Here is an 18,285-nt window from a genome sequence, read left to right as displayed (position 1 = left end):
GGAATAAAAATTAGGCAATTAGATAGGTATTGGTTATTTGTAGAATGTTAGTTTTTAATTAAATAATTTTGTTTTATGTATTTAACTACGTAGTTTTACATTGTAAATGTTGTAAACTATGAATATATCAATTGTTCCTATTGCAGATAATCATTCAGCTGTTGTAGTTGATTTAATTTTAAATATCCAGCAGAAAGAGTTTAATGTTCCTATAACTTTAGAAGATCAGCCTGATCTTTTAGAAATAAATAATTATTATCATAAAAGAGGTGGCTGTTTTTGGGGAGCCTTTATTGATGAAGAATTAGTTGGCACTATAGCATTGGTAAAATATGATGATAGTGGGGAAGGAGCCATACGAAAGATGTTTGTAAAAAAAGAGTTCAGAGGTAAAGAGTTGTTTATTGCCCAGCAACTTCTGGATACATTAATTGCTTTTAGCAAGCAAAATAATGTACTTGATTTGTATTTGGGAACGGTATCTGTACTAGAAGCTGCTTTACGTTTTTATGAAAGAAATGATTTTGTGCGAATTGAGAAAGAAACGCTTCCAGTTGCATTTCCAATAATGGGTGCTGATAATGTGTTTTGTCATTTAAAATTAAATTAGACATGATGAATATTATAGATGAATCAGGTATTTTGGCTTTATCGACAAGATTGCAACGGCTTAGTGAACAATTGCGTAAAGACGGTGCGATGCTCTACAAATCATTTGACATTGAGTTTGAACCCAAATGGTTTCCAGTAATTTACACTCTTTATAATAAAGGAGTATTAAGTATTGTAGAAATCGCTAATGAGATTGGTTATACGCATCCATCTACAATTAGTTTGCTAAAAGAATTAGAAAGACAAAAACTTATTCGTTCGAAAAAAGATAAAGAAGATGAGCGTAAACGTTTAATTGTGCTTACTGCAAAAGGACAGGATCTTATTTTAGAGATGAAACCTGTATGGGATATTATCTCTGAAGTACTTAATGAAATTACTGATAATGAGAATAATTTATTGAAAGCTATAAATGAAGCTGAAAGTAAAATTGCCAATCAGAGCTTTTTGCAAAGGGCGTTACAATTAAAAAATAGTAAATCGTAATCAGAATTTAAAAAACCGCTATATAGCGGTTTTTTTATGGTTTGTTATTTTATAAATTGGCGATGAAAGAAATATAATCTTGAGTGCTTTTCTCAATTCTTTCAGAAGTAGCATTGTGCTCGGCACCATAAAATGCAAAGAGAGATTTATAATCGGCTTTGATATAATTAAAAGTAATTTCGAAAGGAGCTGTTAACTGTTTTAGGGTGTATTTGTATTTGCCTGCCGTAGTATAATCTTCTTCATTGATACCAACTGTTATGCCCAATGCAATTTTCTTATTACTCAGCTTATAGCCACTTTTAGAGCCATAAGCCCATCCGTAAGTTAATACTTCATCCAGCCATTTTTTGTAAAGTGGAGGGCAGTTAAACCAATAGAAAGGGAATTGAAATATAATTGTATCGTGTGCTTCTACGAGTTGTTTTTCTTTCTCAACATCAATATTCTCGTCTGGATATAAACTATGTAAATCGTGTATATGATATTTTTCAGGATACTTTTTTAATTCTTCAATCCAGCGTTTGTTTATTATTGAATTTTTTAAATCGGGATGTATGATAATCACTAGAGTTTTCATGCTTTTAATTTTAAAATTTGCTTATGCAAATATGAAGCGCATTGAAGGATTAATCAATAAGGGGCAAATTAATCATTTAGTGATTAATTAATCACCATTGATAATTAAGGCAAATTCTTCATTTATGGTTACTTTTGTAAATCAACAAATGAAACTAAAACTATGTACCAACGAAAAATTCCGATAGATTATAATTGTGGTCTTACTGTTGCAATGGAAGTGGTAGGTTCTAAATGGAAATTTTGTTTACTAGATGAAATCTATAAAGGAATTAAAAGACCTAAAGATTTGGTTCTAGCTATTAATGGTATTAGCAAGCGAGTATTGCAAAACCAATTAAGAGAACTGGAATCGCATGGGCTTTTGGCAAAAACAATTTATACAGAAGTTCCCTTACGAGTAGAATATTATCTTACTGAAACTGGTGAATCGCTTTTGCCTTTAATTGTTGCTCTTGATAAGTGGGGAATAGATTTTGCTCCTCAGCTAAAAACGATATTAAAAAAAGAAAGTGAAGCAATAGCGCTTTAGAATTTTAGCACAGATTAAAATGTGGGTAATGATTTTAATCGGTGTTAATTACTAAATAATCCCCATGCGGGCTTAGTTATTTGGTTAGCCTCTGAAACAACTGCTTAAATAGTATTGAAATTCAATGTTTCTATTGTCGTTAAATCAGCGTTGAATTTGACAAAGCTTGCAGGAAATCCAGTTTTTATTTTTCCTAATTTATTTCCCATACCTATAGCATTTGCTACATGAGTAGAAGCCATTTTTACAGCTTCGTCTGCTGATACGTTTAAATGATTATAAGCGTTTTGTACTGCTTCTTGCATAGATATTGTTGCGCCTGCTAGATTGCCTTCGTTGTTTCTATAGAAACCATTTTCTAAGTGTGCATCAAAATTTCCCCACTTAAAATCGGCTATTTTACGTCCTAAAAATGTTGCATCGCTAATTAAGAAAAATTTATCCTGTTTTAGTTTATATGCCAATTTTGCTGCAGCATAATCACAATGTGCACCATCTAAAATTACTGGAGCATATACATTTTCATTTTCTAGAGTTGCACCAACTAAACCTGGTTCTCGATGACCAAATTGCGTCATAGCATTAAATAAATGGGTTACGAGTTTTATGCCTTTAGAGAAATAAACTTGGGCTTCTTTATGTGTAATGGTCGAATGTCCTATCGAAATTGTAATACCACTTTCTAATAACATATTTAGTTGTTCATCAGTAAAACATTCAGGAGCAATCGTGATTACTTTTATGACATCTTTCCCGTGACGAATAATTTCCTCTAGCTCTGAATTGGTTGGTTTACGAACTTGGTCGATACTATGTGCTCCACGTTTTAAAGGATTTAAAAAAGGTCCTTCCAAATGCATTCCGATTACACCATTGTTATATTTTTCTTTATAATTACGTACTGCTTCTATTCCTTGGAGAATTGTTTCCTTAGATGAGGATATTAAGCACGGAAGTACATGTGTTGTGCTGTATTTAAGACTTGATTCGTATATATCTTGAATGGTTTCCTCGGTAGGTGTTTGGCTAAAATAAAGTTTTTCACCACCGTTTATTTGAATATCTATAAATCCAGCTGCGATATGATTTCCTTTTAGATCAATTGTCTTAATATCATTTGGAATTTCTTTTTGAACAGAAAGTATCGTTCCGTTCTCGATAATAATGACTCCGTTATTAATTATTTCTTCACCAGTGTGTATAGTTGTATTGATAATTGCTTGCTTCATTTTTATAGTTTTATTTCTTTATTGGTTTACTGCCTTCTATCGTGTTTTTACTTTGCTAATGACTAACTAAGTTCCTTAAATTCATTGTAGTAATTTTTATTTTCAAGGCTGTACTACAAACTTAGTATAATTTTAAAGAGTTATAATTTGTGTCAAAGAAAAACTATTCTTAATTAGTGAAAAATATTTTTAAATTCGCATGGGAGAAATTGGAGAGATACCAATTGTTGTTTATTCTATTTCTTCTTCTTAAACAGTATAATCAAGCATTCCCAAATACTTGTAAATTAACACGAACCTATGAAGAATTTATTTTTTACGCTTACATTTTTAATTTGCTCATTTACTAGTGCTAATGCACAAACTGAAGGTCTTGAAATAGGAGATATAATTCCAGATCTGGATCTTCCAGATGCTAAAGGAAATGTGATCTCGCTTTCTTCTATGAGAGGGGCATTAGTATTAGTTGATTTTTGGGCATCATGGTGCGGACCTTGTGTTAAAGAGCAACCTGAATTATTGAAATTGTACCAAAAGTACCCTAATAAGTTTATGATTTATGGTGTTTCTTTAGATTCAAAGAAACCAGCTTGGTTAGGAGCTATGGCAAAATTAAAACAACCATGGACTCAAGTGAGTGATTTAAAACTATGGAATTCTCCGGCTGTATTAAATTATAAAATTCAATCAATTCCTTTTAATGCTCTAATTGATAAAAACGGAATTATCCTCGCCAAGAATATTCATGGAAACAAATTAGATGAATTAATCAAAGCATTGACTGCCGATAAATAATCTTTTCTTTTTCTTGCTTCAATTTTTCCTGACAACTTACAATTACAGCTATGTTTTAAACTGTTTGTAAAGTATGATTTGTTGGGGCTGCTATCTCATGCCTGCAAAGAATTAAAACTGGGATTAATCACCACTATAAAGTTATTGTATAAAGTATAAATTATAGCATGTTATACTGATTCTGCTTATTCTATAAAAAGATACAATGTGTGTAATTTTTACCCAATTTGGGTAACAGGTATACACAATAAATGAGCAAATACTATTGTAATTGCCTCATTTTCTATTAAAAACTATAATGGCACAAGGCTTGCTAAATATGAATTGTCTATTCCTGTATACCATTTAATTTGGTCGTTGAATTTCATAATCGACATCAAAAACAAATGAAAAAGGAGGTGGCATTTAAATAAGAGCCTAATATAGTAATATAAGAATACAAGCATGAAAACTGAAACAATTTCAAAACAATTATACGCAGCAAATAGTACTACAAATAGCAATGAACATTCTTTAGCAAGTTCTATTTTTAACATTAACGCCAAATCATTAAAGAAAGCAATTAAAGTAAACTCAAGTCCTTTAGGTTTTATTGTACTTATAAGCAGTTTTGTATTAATGCTGGCAGGCGCTTTCTTAGTTTATAAATTCCAATCAGACTTTGATCAATTTCATATAGAGAGAATAAACTCAACATGGGGTTATCCATTTTTGGTAATAACGACAGTCTTTTTTTTATTTAAGACAGGAGTTTTTCTATATAATTTATTCCTTTATTTCCGTTACAAACCTATCGAATCTGTTTCAGATGAGTTATTGCCTACTTGTACAATAATTGTTCCAGCATACAATGAAGGGAAATTGGTTTTGGATACTTTAATAAGTTTAGCTGAGAGTGATTTTCCAGAGCAAAAAATGCAAATCCTTGCTATTGATGATGGAAGTAAGGATGATACTTGGTACTGGATGCAACAAGCAAAAATAAAATTAGGAGATAGATTGTCAATTTATCAGCAACCTAAAAATCAAGGAAAACGTCACGCACTTTACCGTGGATTTGAATTAGGAACTGGAGAAATTTTTGTTACTGTTGATAGTGATTCAGTTGTGAAAAAAGATACAGTACGAAATTTAGTTAGTCCTTTTATAACTAATGAAAATTGTGGTGCTGTTGCAGGAAATGTTCTCGTTTTAAATAATAAAAAAGCGATACTTCCTAAAATGCTAAATGTAAGTTTTGTAATGAGTTTTGAGTTTGCACGTTCTGCCGAAAGTGTTTTGGGATCAGTACTTTGTACTCCAGGAGCTTTAGCTGCTTACCGTAGTGAGGCAGTATATGAGTGTCTTCCAGAATGGATTAACCAAACTTTTATGGGACAACCATCAGATATTGGTGAAGACCGTGCAATGACTAATATGATTTTAAAACAAGGACGTCAAGTATTGTTTCAAAGAAATTCATACGTGTTAACTAATGTACCTGAAAGTTATACAGGATTGTATAAAATGTTTATCAGATGGGGTAGAAGTAATGTACGTGAGAATCTAATGATGGCAAAATATGTTTTTAAAGATTTTAGAAAAGGATCTAAATTAGGTACAAGAATTTTATTTTTAGATCAATCATTGAAGATTGTTATGGCCTATCCATTTGTCTTATTTATGTTGTTTTTTATAGCAGTACATCCAATATTGTTTTTCGGATCTACACTTTTAAGCATCATGATTGTATCTAGTTTTTCAGCTTTATTTTATGCTAAAAGACATAGTATCTCTGAGTCATTTTGGGCTTATTCATATAGTATTCTTTTCACCTTTGGATTGTTTTGGATTACTCCTTATGCAATTGCTACTGCTAATAAAAGCGGTTGGTTAACACGTGGTTTAGCTCAAGGGAAATAGATAAAAAAGAGTTATAAATAAATATGCTCGAATGTACATAAGCTGTATATTCGAGCATTTTTTTATTATGGTGTTTCTTCCTACTACATAGTTGTAATTTTTAGTATTGCAGCAAATAAGAATACAATTGCATAGGTAATAAACAGTAATTGACCTGGTGTGAGTCTTTCCCTGACTTGAGTTAATTTTTTTAATTTATGGCGATGTAGGGAGCTGTTTCGGATTTTTTTTTGGTTTGGGAGTGTCATAATGATTAGGGTTTTTCATTATGGTTGCAAACATGGTACCTCTATTTATTGTTTTTATTTAGTTTATTGGTATTTAATTAGTTGTGTTTAGTTTGGTGTTGTTAGTATAAAATAAACACTATCAAAATGATATGGTATTTCTCAAAATGAAGTACTCAGTAGGGTTTTAAAGCAATATTGCTGGCAAGCATTTTTAATTTCCTTTAATCCTATTTAGGATTCCTTTCATTAAGGCTTTTCCATCACGTTTTTCTTTAGGTACTTCTTGTGCTCTTAGTTTTCCGTTTTCATCTTTAAAAACATAGCTAAAAGCAAATTGTGGTTGTTTAGGATCTTTAGTAAGTAAACCAAAACGTAAATCATTAAAGTGATATTCATTCTCTTTTTGGGTTACTATATACCATCCTTCGCTTACTTTTTTTAAGGTCTCAAAGTCGGGATTGCCAGCAAGCTGTTGTGATAAGTTATTGTTTTTTTCATAACGTTCAAAAGTTATTGGCTGGCTATCAAATAGCGAATAATCACCCAATAAGTAAGCCTCTTTTGTGGCTACATTAGCATTCCATAAAATACAATTAAAGGCAGTAGGTTTTACGATAAGGTCATCGTAGGTTATATGCTGTTCTTGCAATGCATTTTTAAATTGATGTAAAGCGTATAGTTTCAATCCACAAGTTAACAGTAAATAGAATGAACTGATGTATATACCTCGTAGAACATATTTTTTTCGCAGAGAGAAAGTAGGTTTTCGCCAAGCTAAAATCAAGCAAATAAGTAGTGGAAGTGTATAGAGAGGATCAATTACAAAAATAGTTTTTAAGGCGATGCGATCAGGCAGAGGCCAAAAGATTTGTGTTCCCCAAGAGGTAAACATATCTAAAAGAACATGGGTAAACAAACACCAGAACACCATCAAAGAAGCTGTACGGAAATTAATTTTTTCCCGTTCTATTTTGGTAATAGCCAAACCTAAAATAGGGGAAAGTAATCCGAAAAATAATAAGGAATGACTTAGTCCTCGATGTATTGCTACGCCATCAACAGGATTTAAAAATTGCCCCAAAACGACATCTAGATCAGGAATGGTTCCTAGAATGGCACCATATAAAATCGTTTTGCGATGTAGTTTCTCGCCTGCACATAATTCGGCAGTTGCAATTCCTAGCACAATCTGAGTAAAAGAATCCATGAGGTAATTATTGAGTTGTAAATTTAAACAGAAAGAGGTTTTATTCTGTCGCCTCTAAAGTAGCTTTTTATTCTTAGGTTTTAATCAAGGATTTGACTAAATTCGATAACAAAATCTCTATTATGAATAAAATTACATATGCACTTATCGGTCTTCTTACTGTAGGCATTTTATTTATTACAGCGCGTATTTATTCAGAAGAGGAGAAACCGAAAGTTGTTGCGCCTATAGCAAAAGAATATAAGCCAGGAATATTGTTGTCGTTTGATGATAATTATGTTGAAGATTGGTATAATGCTGAAAAAAGATTGCATCACCTAGGGTGGAAGGCAACTTTTTTTATATGTAAATATGATTCGTTGACCGCCATACAAAAGAAAAAACTACACTACTTGCAAGATATGGGGCATGATATAGCAGGACATGGGTATAATCATGAGAATGCACTTAAATATTCGGCTGCTTATGGACTTAATAAATACATTAAAAATGAAATAATTCCTTTAAAAACTGCCATGAATAAAGACGGATTTAATATTCGTTCATTTGCTTATCCTGATGGAGCACGTGATGCTGCACTTGATAAGAAATTATTGAAATATTTTGATATCATAAGAGGAACTACCTATGGTATGTTGCCTCCCGAATCTCAGTATTGTTATTATGAGGGGAATAGGGTAATTTATGGTTTGGGTATCGACGATGATTATAAACAGTTTAATGTAAACTATTATAAAACCTTAATGGATTATGCCAAAAAGCACAACAAGATTGTTATTTTCTATGGTCATAAAACAGTAGATAATGCTGATGAAAGGTTAGAAACGCCCCTTGCTGCTTTAGAAGAATTATGCAAATATGCCATAGATAATGATCTTAAGTTTTATACTGTTGATGATTTGAAAAATTTATAATTCAATTTTATAAAATAGTGTCAGTAGTGGGATATTAAAGAGAGAGAAATAAGATTATCGACTAATAAATAATTTTTGTCGGTTGGAGAAGCTCTTTCGTCGGTAGGTTTTTTAATCAATGTATTGTACTAATACTTTTGAAGAAAAAATCTAACCTATGTCACCACTTACACCGCTTATCTGGCTTTTAGTTATTCTGCCACTTTTCATTTTTGCTTTTATCAATGTTAAAAAAGTAAATCTGAAGTTTCTCTTATTTTTTATACTGTATTTTTTAGCAGATTGTTATCTGCAACAGTTTAGTCAAAGGTATCTTAGTCTTGAATTTCTAGGATTGAAATTTACATGGATTGGGAAAATTCTCAGCTTGGTTTTAGCATTGGGAATTATTTTTTCGGTTAGTAAAGAAGACCGTGAACAAATTGGATTTACAACCAAAACTAATTCAGGAAGACAATTGAAATTTGGTGTTTTACTTTTCCTTGGCTTCTTGTTTTTTGATGTGGTCTTTAAGTTGATTTTGTTTCCAAAAGGAGGAACATTTGATTTTGAAACTTTTGCATTTCAGGCGACAATGCCTGGCTTAACAGAAGAAATTGTATTTAGAGGAATCAGTTTGTGGCTACTAGATAAAGCCTTTTTGCCAAAATGGGATTTCAAAGGAATTAAATTTGGTTGGGGATTCTTGATTGTTACCCTATTATTTGGTATTGGTCACGGAGTGTTCTTAACAGAAGACTACCAATTTAAGTTTGATATTATTACAATAGTTTACCTCACTTTAATTTCATCTTTAAGTCTTGGAGTACTTCGTAAATTCTCAGGTAATCTTGTTTATTCAATTTTAGGGCATAATGCTGTTAATTTAATAAATGCTATTATCAGAATATTATAATTAAGGGAACAACTTCAAAAACTATATTTAAATTTGCTTCATATAAAATGTATTTAATGCAAGACAAAAAGATTTTCTCAAATTACTTAGCAAGTAAAATAGCTGAATTTAATTTTGATGAATTTTACACTAAGAGAAATCGGATTCTGCTTCATGTCTTTATGTGGTTGAGTTTCTCAATACTATTGATTTTAAGTTATGTGCTGGCATATCAACTGTCTTATTTCAATGCTTTTATTCTTGCAGTTAGAATGACAACTGTAAATATGATAGTGTTTTACATATTCTTTTATTTGTTGTTGCCTATAATTTTTTCGGGAGGTAAGGTTAGAGTGCTGTTTTTGCTGCTGATTACTTTTATTGTATCAGTTTTTATTTGGATGGCGGGAACTTATTTTTTTTCGTTGCTATATCATTCACTTGGATTTGAAATTGATAAAGGGGAGCTTAAAGGAGCGATAAAAATGGCAGCAAGCCAAACTTTTTTGGAAGCAATTTCAGTAAGAAGAATGGTTTCACAAGCATTCATTATTATTACAATTTTATCTCCTTTCTTTTTCGTGAAAATTCTTTTTGAAATCTCTAAGCTTTATAGTAAAACTTTAAATATTCAGAATCAGAAAGCGGACTTAGAAATTCAAAATATCAATATTGAAAAGAACTTTCTGAAAGCCCAGCTCAATCCGCATTTTCTTTTTAATACATTAAATAATCTTTATGGTCTTTCTATTAAAAAAGATGATAGTACACCAGAAGTTATTCTGAATCTTTCTGATATTATGAGCTATACCCTTTATGAATCTAATACTGAAAAAGTAGCATTAGAAAAGGAATTGGGTTTTATAAAAAATTATTTCGAATTGGAGAAAATGAGGTATTCTGCAGATAAAAACATTCAATTTCACATTCCAAACGAGGAAGATGTATTGGGATTGTACATAGCGCCTTTATTGACTTTTACATTTATAGAAAACGCATTTAAATATGGACTAAAAGGAAATAAGGAACAGTTTATATACTTAGAAATAAAAGTTCAAGATAAAAAGTTCAGTTTCCAACTTGAAAATGATGTAGAGCAAGGAATGAAGAACAACGAATTTGGCGGTATAGGAATTACAAATGCTCGTAAACGATTGCAGCTATTGTATCCTAATAAATACCAATTGGATATTGAAAATCTGGAAACAAAATTTAAAGTCAATTTAATAATAGATTTAGACTAATGAATAAATTAATTTGCATCGTAATAGATGATGAGCCATTAGGGAGATCAGTTATAGAAACATTCGTAAAAGAAATTCCTTATCTAGAACTTGTTGCTTCGTTTGAAGATCCTATTGAGGCATTGGCATATTTGCACAACAATGCTGTAGATATTGTTTTTAGTGATATCCAAATGCCTAAGATTAGCGGAATGGAATTGTTACGTTCGTTAGTATATCCGCCAGTAGTGATTTTTATTACAGCACATCGTGATTTTGCTTTGGATGGCTTTGAGGCAGGAGTAACAGATTATTTAGTAAAACCAGTTCGATTTGATCGTTTTTTAAAGGCGGTTAATAGGGCGAAGGAAAAAATTTCACTAAGTCAGGTGGCAGCAATTCAGCAACAGATTCATACAGACAGAATATTTATAAAATCAGAAGGAAAGCTGGTTAAGATTTTATTTGACGAAATCTTATACATAGAAGCCCAAGGTGATTATCTTAAAATTATTATTCCTTCAGGAACTTTTACCACACAGGTGACTCTTAAAGCAATGGAAGAAATTCTTAATCTTCCGAATTTTTTCCGTGTGCAGCGTTCTTTTATTCTCAATTTAGAAGCTGTAAGAAGCATTAATGGGAATACAGTAGAATTGACTAATGGTAAATCAATCTCAATAGCTTTAAACAAAAAAGAAGAGCTTTTTACCTTATTAGGCATAAAGTAAAATACCCGAAGATGTCAAAATAATTTAGCATCTTCAGGTATTAATTAATACTTATTTAATGGGTTTGAGAAAATTAAGTTTAGTGACTTTTATTATTTTCAAAACCAAGAATTGTAATTCTATATGGCGTATTAGAAACTTTTATTTTCTTTACAATTGTCATAGTTGGTAAGCTCAATTGCAATAGCTCTCCTGTAGTTGGAGAAGTAATATAAGCAAAGCTTTCTGTCAGTTGAATTTGAGGTTTCATAGTCGCATCTTTTGCAATTTCATTAATAACTTTTGCTTGTTTCTCAACTTGCAGTGTAGTTAAATTGAATAATTTAAAATCACCATTATTAAGTAAAATTCCTAGTTTGCTCATGTTGTAGCTTACTTTGCATTGTGAGATATCGGTACTTTGTAAAATTGGTTTAATTGTTCCGTTTATAACATCAATTAAGTAAGCTCCTTTCTCAGCAGTAAAGCCGATAAATTTTCCTTGAGCTTTTGTTTCTAAAATACTTCCAAACCATGATGTACCAAAACCTTCAGGAAGTGCAATAAGCTTTTGTTTTCCTGAGCTTTCAACCACAAGTACACCACTTGCTGAACCGAAAACGGCATACGTTCCATCTGAAGCATTTCCGTGAATTCCTTTTGTAGCAATTGTAGCTTCAAAAAGAGTTTTACCTGTATTATCTATAATTTTTACTTTTTCAGGTAGTGTCCCTGCAACCGAATTGTCCTTTTGAGTAATGGCATAAGTTCCATTAGTAAAAGTCGCCATAGCACCATGATGTGCCAATAAGCCAGCATTAATTACTTTAAATTTAGCTCCTGCTGTATTGACTTCAGATTCTTTAGCTACAGATAATGTTCCATCTCCATCATTAAAAGTTAATAATTCACCAATTTTACTTTTAAAATGTGTTGGCATAGGTGATTGACCTGTTAATGCACCAAATTTTGGAATTCCATCTACATCAACATGGTCACCATGACTTTCAAATCCGCTGTCAAAAGTTTCTACAGTATTGTCAACTCTATGGATAATACCTGCATATCTACCAGATTCAGTGGTATAAATAGTTGATTTGGCAAATTTTGCATTAAAAAAACTTGACGTACCATCCACTGGATTTACGAGTGTAATTTCTGTTGTTTTTTCATCAGAAAGTAATATTCTCAAATACTTATATTCAGCCAAAGTTTCTTTTGGAGTTTCATTCGTATTGTTGTCGTCGTCATTGCTACAAGAGATTGCAAAAGTGGATAAAGCAAATAGGAAAATTAGTTTGTAATAATTGGTTTTCATATTATATGTGTATTTAAGTTACTGTTTATGTTTTAGTTAAAATTAATTGTGATAGGCATTGATTTATAGACATTGAGATTGTAGGTTGTATTTTTATACAATACGACCCAATTGTATACACCAGATCCCCATGCTTTTTCGCCAGTTATTGGATTTGCAACAGGCTTATTTGCGTCATTTAAAGCACCGATAATAATTTTTTCACCACCCCAAACATCATTTATCTTTTGTAATGTTGTGATTTTTGATGCAGCAGCAAGGTCTTTGTGCTCAACTTTTGAAATTACGATTACCTTTTTTAAATCAAGATTGTCGATGTTTTCGGGATGATAATTAGCGCTTTTTTTGATAAGAACTGAATATAATATTCCATCACCTTTAATTTGGCTTACTTGCGCATGAGCTGTAAGTTCATCATCTTTTTTGAAGATTAGTTCTGGTTCTACCCAAGTTCCCATATGATAAATTAAGGTTTCATTTCTAGAAATCATGTCTCGCCCAATTATTGGATCAGTAGGTAAATTTGCAGCGTCAACAATGGTTAAATCTTCTTTAATTTCTAGCTTAGATCCGTTATTGTCTAGTACAATAAAATAAAAATCATATTTACCTTCTGGGGCATCTTTAGGTATATCAAAGTGTTTGTGTACAGTAGTATTTTTAGTTCCAACATATTCAGGCCAGCTTAGTTCCAGTTTCCAATCGGCAGTATACTTTTCGCCTTTTTTAGGAAGTATTTTAAGTTGTACAGCAGCAATTTTATCACCAGCAGTAACATCAGCATTAAAGTGAAAATCACGACCAATTATGCCTTGTTTATTATTGGCAGAACCAATCTCTATATTTTTGGCAGTTGGTTTTATAACTTCAGGAGTAGTATCATCATCACTATTACAAGCTGTAAAAGCTGTAGCAAATAGTAAAAACATTGAAAAGAATTTTACTTTTTTCATAAAAGGGGGTTTTGTTTAAAAGGGTTCATATTATTTTTGTTTAAGTATTAAAAAAGGAATTTTGAGGGACAGAATAATATTTCTGCTAGCCTCTGGAAGTTCAATTAACCTGTAAAAGCTGGTATGATTGAGGTATTTTGTGTTAAACAAGTTTTGAACTTGCAGCGAAATATCTAAATCCTGTTGTCCTGATTTTACTTTTGTTCCTAATGCCAGATTGAAAACCTGACTACTGGCTGTTTTTCTTTCAGGAGGAACAATTAGATTTTGCTTAGCAGTAAAACGATAATCAAGAGAGAAATAAGTATCTCTGAGTGACTTGATTTCTGGACTGTATGTAAGACCAAATAAAACTGATGCAGGAGGAGAGAAAGGAAGTGTGTATCCTTTCTTACTGCCTGATAGCTGTTCGGAATAGAGATATTCTACAAGAACTTCAGTACTTAGATTGTGTAAGATCTGGTAACGAGTTTGTAATTCTCCACCATAGCGCATGACTTTGCTTTGCGAATATTCAAAAACCTGATTGCCTGCCCCGTAATAAATATCATGTTTAGAAGTAGGGTTGAGGTAGATGTAATTGGGGAAATAATTAAAAAAGGGACTTAGTTGTATAGACCATTTAGTATCCTGCCATTCAAGACCAAGGTCTAACTGATACGATTGTTCTGCATTTAAGTTTGGATCTCCTTTTTCAAATCTAAAATAATGGTAATTAACACCATTTGAAGCCAGTTCTTTGGCAATAGGCATTCTGAAACTAGTACCAGCATTAGCTTTTAAAGAAAACTTTTCGAGGTTGTAATTTACTCCTGCCGACCAAGTAAAACTATTGAATGTTCTTGTTAGTTCTTCAGAGCGTTTTAAGTATTCAAAATTGGGTTGTCCATTGCTTGTTGTTTCACTTTCAAACCAGTCAATATATTGCTCCATTTCGATTCTGCCTCGATCCATTCGTACTGCAGCATGAAGTAACCATTTTTCATTTAGTTGCAATTTATCGTAGGCAAATGCCCCCATATTTACTTGTGTAAATGCAGGAATCAAGAAACTCCAACCACCAATCTTATTTTGTTGCAATTCGGTATTTACCCCTACAGTTAGTTGATGGTCACCTAGTGAAAATTCATCTTTTAGGGCTACCGAAAAAACTTCTTTGTCGTATTGACGTTCGAGATCCTGAGGCGCATACATATCAGTAGGATATATCGGTGGCATAAAACCATGATTTACATAATGACTCCATTCTCGACGAAAATTTCTCTGAAATCCCAGTTGCGTTTCCAATTGATGTTGACCCAATTGAAAAGAAGTGGTATTGCTTATTTTGGTATGGTTTACTTCCTGATAAGGCATTTGTATATCCCTGCTGGATTTGTCATGAAGTTCAAGATCGACATTGCGAGGTTCAAGTCCGTGTGCGTTGGCAAAAAAACCTGTTTTATTATAAACATTGCTTAGATATAAAACAGATTTAAACTTAGAACTTATATATCCAGTACTCGCATGTAAATCGAGTTCGCGTCCTGCTGTATTACGCAAATGATTTTTATAGAGGGGAACGGCATAATTATAAACATGAACAACATCGGTAGGAACACGATAGTCTCCATAATCCATTGATGTGATTCGGGTATCAAAAAACCAGTTGTCATTACGTCCAAACAAATTGATAGAACTTCCGTATTGCTCATTATTAGTTTTACCTGTAAGAGTAGCACTTCCACCCAAAACATGTTTAGCAGGAAATGGTAAAGGTTTTATATTGATAGCACCACCAATGGCATCTGATCCATAAATGAATGAGGACGGTCCCTTGGTTATTTCTACACGGTTTACAGCGTATTGATCAATTTCGAGACCATGATCGGCACCCCATTGTTGTCCCTCATGTTTAAGTCCATTTTCGACAACAATAACCTGATTGAAACTGAGTCCACGAATAAGAGGTTTTGATCCACCAGAGCCAATAGAAATGGTTTTAATGCCGGGCAACCTCTGAAGTGATTGCATCAAACTTCCTCCAAGATTACGTTGGATAAAACTACTGCTTACGATGTCTACATTAAGTGATTTTTCTTTTTTTTGACGTATTTCATAAGTATCTTTTATTATAACTTCTTGTAGTTCTTTAACTTCTTGTTTTAAGGTAATATCGGCTAGTACATTTATGGTTTTATCTAATGAAAGTTCAATTTCAAATGGAGTATAACCTGAATATCGTACCGTTAATTTCGTAGCAGTTTTAGACTGTTGTGGAAAATAAAAGTACCCCTCTTTATTTGTTATAATCGTTTGAGAAGAAGGATGAATCGTCACAGTAGCACCCTCCAATGGTTTGTGGGTATTGGAGAATATTTTACCTGATATGCTAACAGTTTGTGCAGTTACTTCTGTAAATAGAGCAACACAAAATAGCAACAGATAAAGGTTCCGTAATCGATTTGATTTATTTTGGTTCATCAAAATCACTTATTTAATCTTAATGCTTAAACCTTTAATTGTCTGCCAGCCTTCTTTATCCGTCAAGCGAATAAGAAAATGGTAATCTCCGGGATCAATGTCTTCAGGAATATTGATTTCTTGAGTTGCATCATAACTTTTTGGCCCATCAGGAATGCTCACTGAATTGATATAAAGTAGTGGCTTTACTGGTTTTTTGATAGGTTCAACAGTGCAGTCATTGACCTCAGTACTATGATTATGGTGGTCAAAATTATGATGAATATCCAAACTATAAGAGCCTAATGCGGCATTGTCGGTAAATTTTGCTTTAAAGGTGAATTTTTGTCCACGAGTAACTTCGCTACACTGTATCGGAAATGCATTTGTTGCCGATATATCAATTACTGGATATTCGGTGTCAATTTTGTCGTCATCACTGCCACTACAGGCTGTAAAGAAACCTGCTAACACAAATGTTGCCAGCATGAATCTTGCTGTTTTTGATTTGTTTTGATTGAATTTTACTTTGTTCATATGTATTAATTTTGGGTTACAGGGTAATGAAGTGGGGTGTTTAAAGACGTAACAGTGTAGAAAGCATCACCAATAAAACAGGTTGCTTGTACTAATAAACATCACAGCTATACTACTAAAGAACAGGTTGCTTTTTAGAGATTAAATTTGATTATTGTACAAAATGGCATTCCTGAGTAGTATTAATTTGATACTATCAGATTTAGTTTGCAGACTAGTTTTTGGGTATGTTTCAAAACAGTTTTTAGCAACTATTAAAAAAATGGTTTACTGTTGAATGGTCTTATTTTCAGAATTTTGACTCATGAAAGATTAATGATTAGCCGTATCATTAGGATGCAGCTATAGCACAATCAGGAGTATTTAGTTCAAGAAAGCATGTTTTACTTATGGAATGATGCAAGAATATAATCATGCACAATTACAGAAGAATTACAAAACAATATTGTTTTCGACAGTAGTAGAATTTAAAATAGATACAAATGCATCTCATTCTGAATCAGAAATGATTGCTTTTGTGCTTTAAACAGTGGGAGGGGCTCGAAGGGCAAATAAGGACCCCTTAAAGAAATTAGAATATGCTTTGAAATAAAAAGTAACATAAGAAGTTATGTTGCTATTTTTATAAAAATCAAAAGACACAAAAGAAAAAGTGCTTACAGGAGTAAATTTAAAATGGCATATAGCACATTCTTCAGAAGAATGATTATGTGTTATAAGCTCGCTTTTACTTTCGCTGTAATGTTGTGTATGTTCATGAGAAGAAGCATGACTTTGAATGTGTTCATACGAATGGACTACCGGAAATAGTATTGCAAATACTACTACCAGCGGCATAAGAAGATTAATAATTTTAAATTTCTTTTTCATTCCAATGAATCAATATTCAATAAAGTATAGCGAATAAAAGCAATAGAAAATATATAATTTTCAGTTCAAACCCTTTTATTAACGCAATAGTGTTGCAAATATAAAAATCTTATTTACAATTGCAACATTGTTTCATTAAAAAGTAAATAGAAATCATTAATCAATGATAACCGCTGAGGAATAAAGGCTATAAATTTCCCATCCTAAAGACAGATAAAGTGATTTACCTTCTTCTGTAGCAACGAGAAAATTATTAGAAACATTATTGGCTAATGCAATTTTTTCAAGTTCTTTCATCAATATAGTACCAAGCCCTTTTCTTCTGTGATTTTCTTCGGTAGAGATTCTATCATAAATGGCCAAATCATCAACGAGTACAACACGACCGATAGAAGTTAGTTCGCCATTTTTGGTAACAATTCGGATTACAAAAGTTGAATTATAGTTATCAAATTCAAACTTATAATCATCTGATAGGTTACGATTTGAAAAACTCATTTGTGTAGAGCATGACATCATATAACCTTGAGGCTCAATTACCCATTTTTTGGATAGCATGCTTTTTAATTTATCAGGTGCGGTACAAGCCTTTAAATATACCCAAGGTTCATCAATAGATTTTGATAACTGAATATAATCATTGTTAGGTTCTGTAAAAACATATCGCTTTTTCTGATTTTCGTAGCCTACATCTATCATATAACCAGATTTATATTTAATAGGCAGAGGCAATTCTCTTGATAGCGCCCAACCCTTAAGCCATTTTTCTAGAATATCAAGAGGAATATTTTTTTTCATTATACTATGAAGTTAAAGGTTGTAAATAAAAGGAAAAGATAAAAAAATCTATGCAATTAAAAATTTTAACTCTC

At 32.1% G+C, this 18,285-nt stretch carries 18 protein-coding genes; 10 read left to right on the top strand and 8 right to left on the bottom strand.

Annotation, left to right across the window (positions count from 1 at the left end; genetic code table 11):
* The first annotated feature begins 118 nt into the window (after window positions 1-118).
* Together LNQ49_RS03450 and LNQ49_RS03445 are read left to right on the top strand one after the other, a co-directional pair.
* Complete coding sequence (locus LNQ49_RS03450) at window positions 119-610, top strand: GNAT family N-acetyltransferase (RefSeq protein WP_229987325.1); 492 nt, start codon at window positions 119-121, stop codon at window positions 608-610.
* A 5-nt stretch (window positions 611-615) separates the two neighbouring features.
* Window positions 616-1,098: a MarR family winged helix-turn-helix transcriptional regulator gene (locus LNQ49_RS03445; RefSeq protein ID WP_229991312.1), complete on the top strand. Its 483-nt coding sequence runs from the start codon at window positions 616-618 to the stop codon at window positions 1,096-1,098.
* Between the two features lie 49 nt (window positions 1,099-1,147).
* On the opposite strand, the gene LNQ49_RS03440 is transcribed toward LNQ49_RS03445, so the two are convergent.
* A complete protein-coding gene (locus LNQ49_RS03440; protein WP_229987324.1) occupies window positions 1,148-1,678 on the bottom strand; it encodes an NAD(P)H-dependent oxidoreductase in 531 nt (176 codons plus the stop codon).
* A 162-nt stretch (window positions 1,679-1,840) separates the two neighbouring features.
* Here LNQ49_RS03440 and LNQ49_RS03435 point away from each other — a divergent pair, with 162 nt between their 5' ends.
* On the top strand, window positions 1,841-2,209 hold the full coding sequence (locus LNQ49_RS03435) for a winged helix-turn-helix transcriptional regulator (RefSeq protein ID WP_229987323.1): 369 nt from the start codon (window positions 1,841-1,843) through the stop codon (window positions 2,207-2,209).
* Between the two features lie 104 nt (window positions 2,210-2,313).
* On the opposite strand, the gene nagA is transcribed toward LNQ49_RS03435, so the two are convergent.
* Window positions 2,314-3,438, bottom strand: coding sequence for an N-acetylglucosamine-6-phosphate deacetylase (gene nagA, locus LNQ49_RS03430; RefSeq protein ID WP_229987322.1), 1,125 nt, complete (start codon window positions 3,436-3,438; stop codon window positions 2,314-2,316).
* Window positions 3,439-3,738: 300 nt separating this feature from the next.
* Between nagA and LNQ49_RS03425 the strand changes: the two genes are divergently transcribed.
* Window positions 3,739-4,233 carry a TlpA family protein disulfide reductase gene (locus tag LNQ49_RS03425; protein WP_229987321.1) on the top strand — a complete coding sequence of 165 codons (495 nt, stop codon included), beginning with the start codon at window positions 3,739-3,741 and terminating at the stop codon, window positions 4,231-4,233.
* A 444-nt stretch (window positions 4,234-4,677) separates the two neighbouring features.
* Window positions 4,678-6,135 carry a glycosyltransferase family 2 protein gene (locus LNQ49_RS03420; RefSeq protein WP_229987320.1) on the top strand — a complete coding sequence of 486 codons (1,458 nt, stop codon included), beginning with the start codon at window positions 4,678-4,680 and terminating at the stop codon, window positions 6,133-6,135.
* Between the two features lie 441 nt (window positions 6,136-6,576).
* Here the strand turns inward: LNQ49_RS03420 and LNQ49_RS03415 are convergent, their stop codons facing one another.
* Complete coding sequence (locus LNQ49_RS03415) at window positions 6,577-7,572, bottom strand: metal-dependent hydrolase (RefSeq protein ID WP_229987319.1); 996 nt, start codon at window positions 7,570-7,572, stop codon at window positions 6,577-6,579.
* Window positions 7,573-7,694: 122 nt separating this feature from the next.
* On the opposite strand from LNQ49_RS03415, the gene LNQ49_RS03410 reads away from it, so the two are divergent.
* The 4 genes from LNQ49_RS03410 to LNQ49_RS03395 all read left to right on the top strand — a co-directional run bounded on the left by LNQ49_RS03410 (window position 7,695) and on the right by LNQ49_RS03395 (window position 11,314).
* Window positions 7,695-8,486, top strand: a complete 792-nt coding sequence (locus tag LNQ49_RS03410) for a polysaccharide deacetylase family protein (protein ID WP_229987318.1) — start codon at window positions 7,695-7,697, stop codon at window positions 8,484-8,486.
* Window positions 8,487-8,643: 157 nt separating this feature from the next.
* A complete protein-coding gene (locus tag LNQ49_RS03405) occupies window positions 8,644-9,381 on the top strand; it encodes a CPBP family intramembrane glutamic endopeptidase (protein ID WP_229987317.1) in 738 nt (245 codons plus the stop codon).
* A 56-nt stretch (window positions 9,382-9,437) separates the two neighbouring features.
* The gene (locus tag LNQ49_RS03400) at window positions 9,438-10,604 is read left to right on the top strand and encodes a sensor histidine kinase (RefSeq protein ID WP_229987316.1); all 1,167 of its coding nucleotides are present in this window, start codon (window positions 9,438-9,440) and stop codon (window positions 10,602-10,604) included.
* Window positions 10,604-11,314: a LytR/AlgR family response regulator transcription factor gene (locus tag LNQ49_RS03395; protein WP_229987315.1), complete on the top strand. Its 711-nt coding sequence runs from the start codon at window positions 10,604-10,606 to the stop codon at window positions 11,312-11,314. The genes LNQ49_RS03400 and LNQ49_RS03395 overlap by 1 nt, the downstream gene beginning before the upstream one ends.
* Window positions 11,315-11,393: 79 nt before the next feature.
* On the opposite strand, the gene LNQ49_RS03390 is transcribed toward LNQ49_RS03395, so the two are convergent.
* The 4 genes from LNQ49_RS03390 to LNQ49_RS03375 are packed head-to-tail and all read right to left on the bottom strand — an operon-like array spanning window position 11,394 to window position 16,543.
* Window positions 11,394-12,611 (bottom strand): hypothetical protein, encoded by a 1,218-nt coding sequence (locus tag LNQ49_RS03390; RefSeq protein ID WP_229987314.1) that lies wholly within the window; start codon window positions 12,609-12,611, stop codon window positions 11,394-11,396.
* Between the two features lie 32 nt (window positions 12,612-12,643).
* Entirely contained in the window at window positions 12,644-13,564 is a 921-nt protein-coding gene (locus LNQ49_RS03385; protein ID WP_229987313.1) for a DUF4625 domain-containing protein, read from the bottom strand.
* Window positions 13,565-13,594: 30 nt separating this feature from the next.
* Entirely contained in the window at window positions 13,595-16,027 is a 2,433-nt protein-coding gene (locus tag LNQ49_RS03380; RefSeq protein WP_229987312.1) for a TonB-dependent receptor, read from the bottom strand.
* A gap of 9 nt (window positions 16,028-16,036) precedes the next feature.
* A complete protein-coding gene (locus LNQ49_RS03375) occupies window positions 16,037-16,543 on the bottom strand; it encodes a DUF4625 domain-containing protein (protein ID WP_229987311.1) in 507 nt (168 codons plus the stop codon).
* A gap of 394 nt (window positions 16,544-16,937) precedes the next feature.
* On the opposite strand from LNQ49_RS03375, the gene LNQ49_RS23225 reads away from it, so the two are divergent.
* The gene (locus tag LNQ49_RS23225; protein WP_255680732.1) at window positions 16,938-17,069 is read left to right on the top strand and encodes a hypothetical protein; all 132 of its coding nucleotides are present in this window, start codon (window positions 16,938-16,940) and stop codon (window positions 17,067-17,069) included.
* A gap of 500 nt (window positions 17,070-17,569) precedes the next feature.
* Here the strand turns inward: LNQ49_RS23225 and LNQ49_RS03370 are convergent, their stop codons facing one another.
* Entirely contained in the window at window positions 17,570-18,211 is a 642-nt protein-coding gene (locus tag LNQ49_RS03370; RefSeq protein ID WP_229987310.1) for a GNAT family N-acetyltransferase, read from the bottom strand.
* Window positions 18,212-18,285: the final 74 nt, after the last annotated feature.

The sequence above is a fragment of the Flavobacterium pisciphilum genome, assembly GCF_020905345.1.
Classification (GTDB): Bacteria; Bacteroidota; Bacteroidia; order Flavobacteriales; family Flavobacteriaceae; genus Flavobacterium; species Flavobacterium pisciphilum.
Note: the sequence above shows the minus strand (reverse complement) of the source record. Positions and strands in the feature narration are given on the sequence as shown.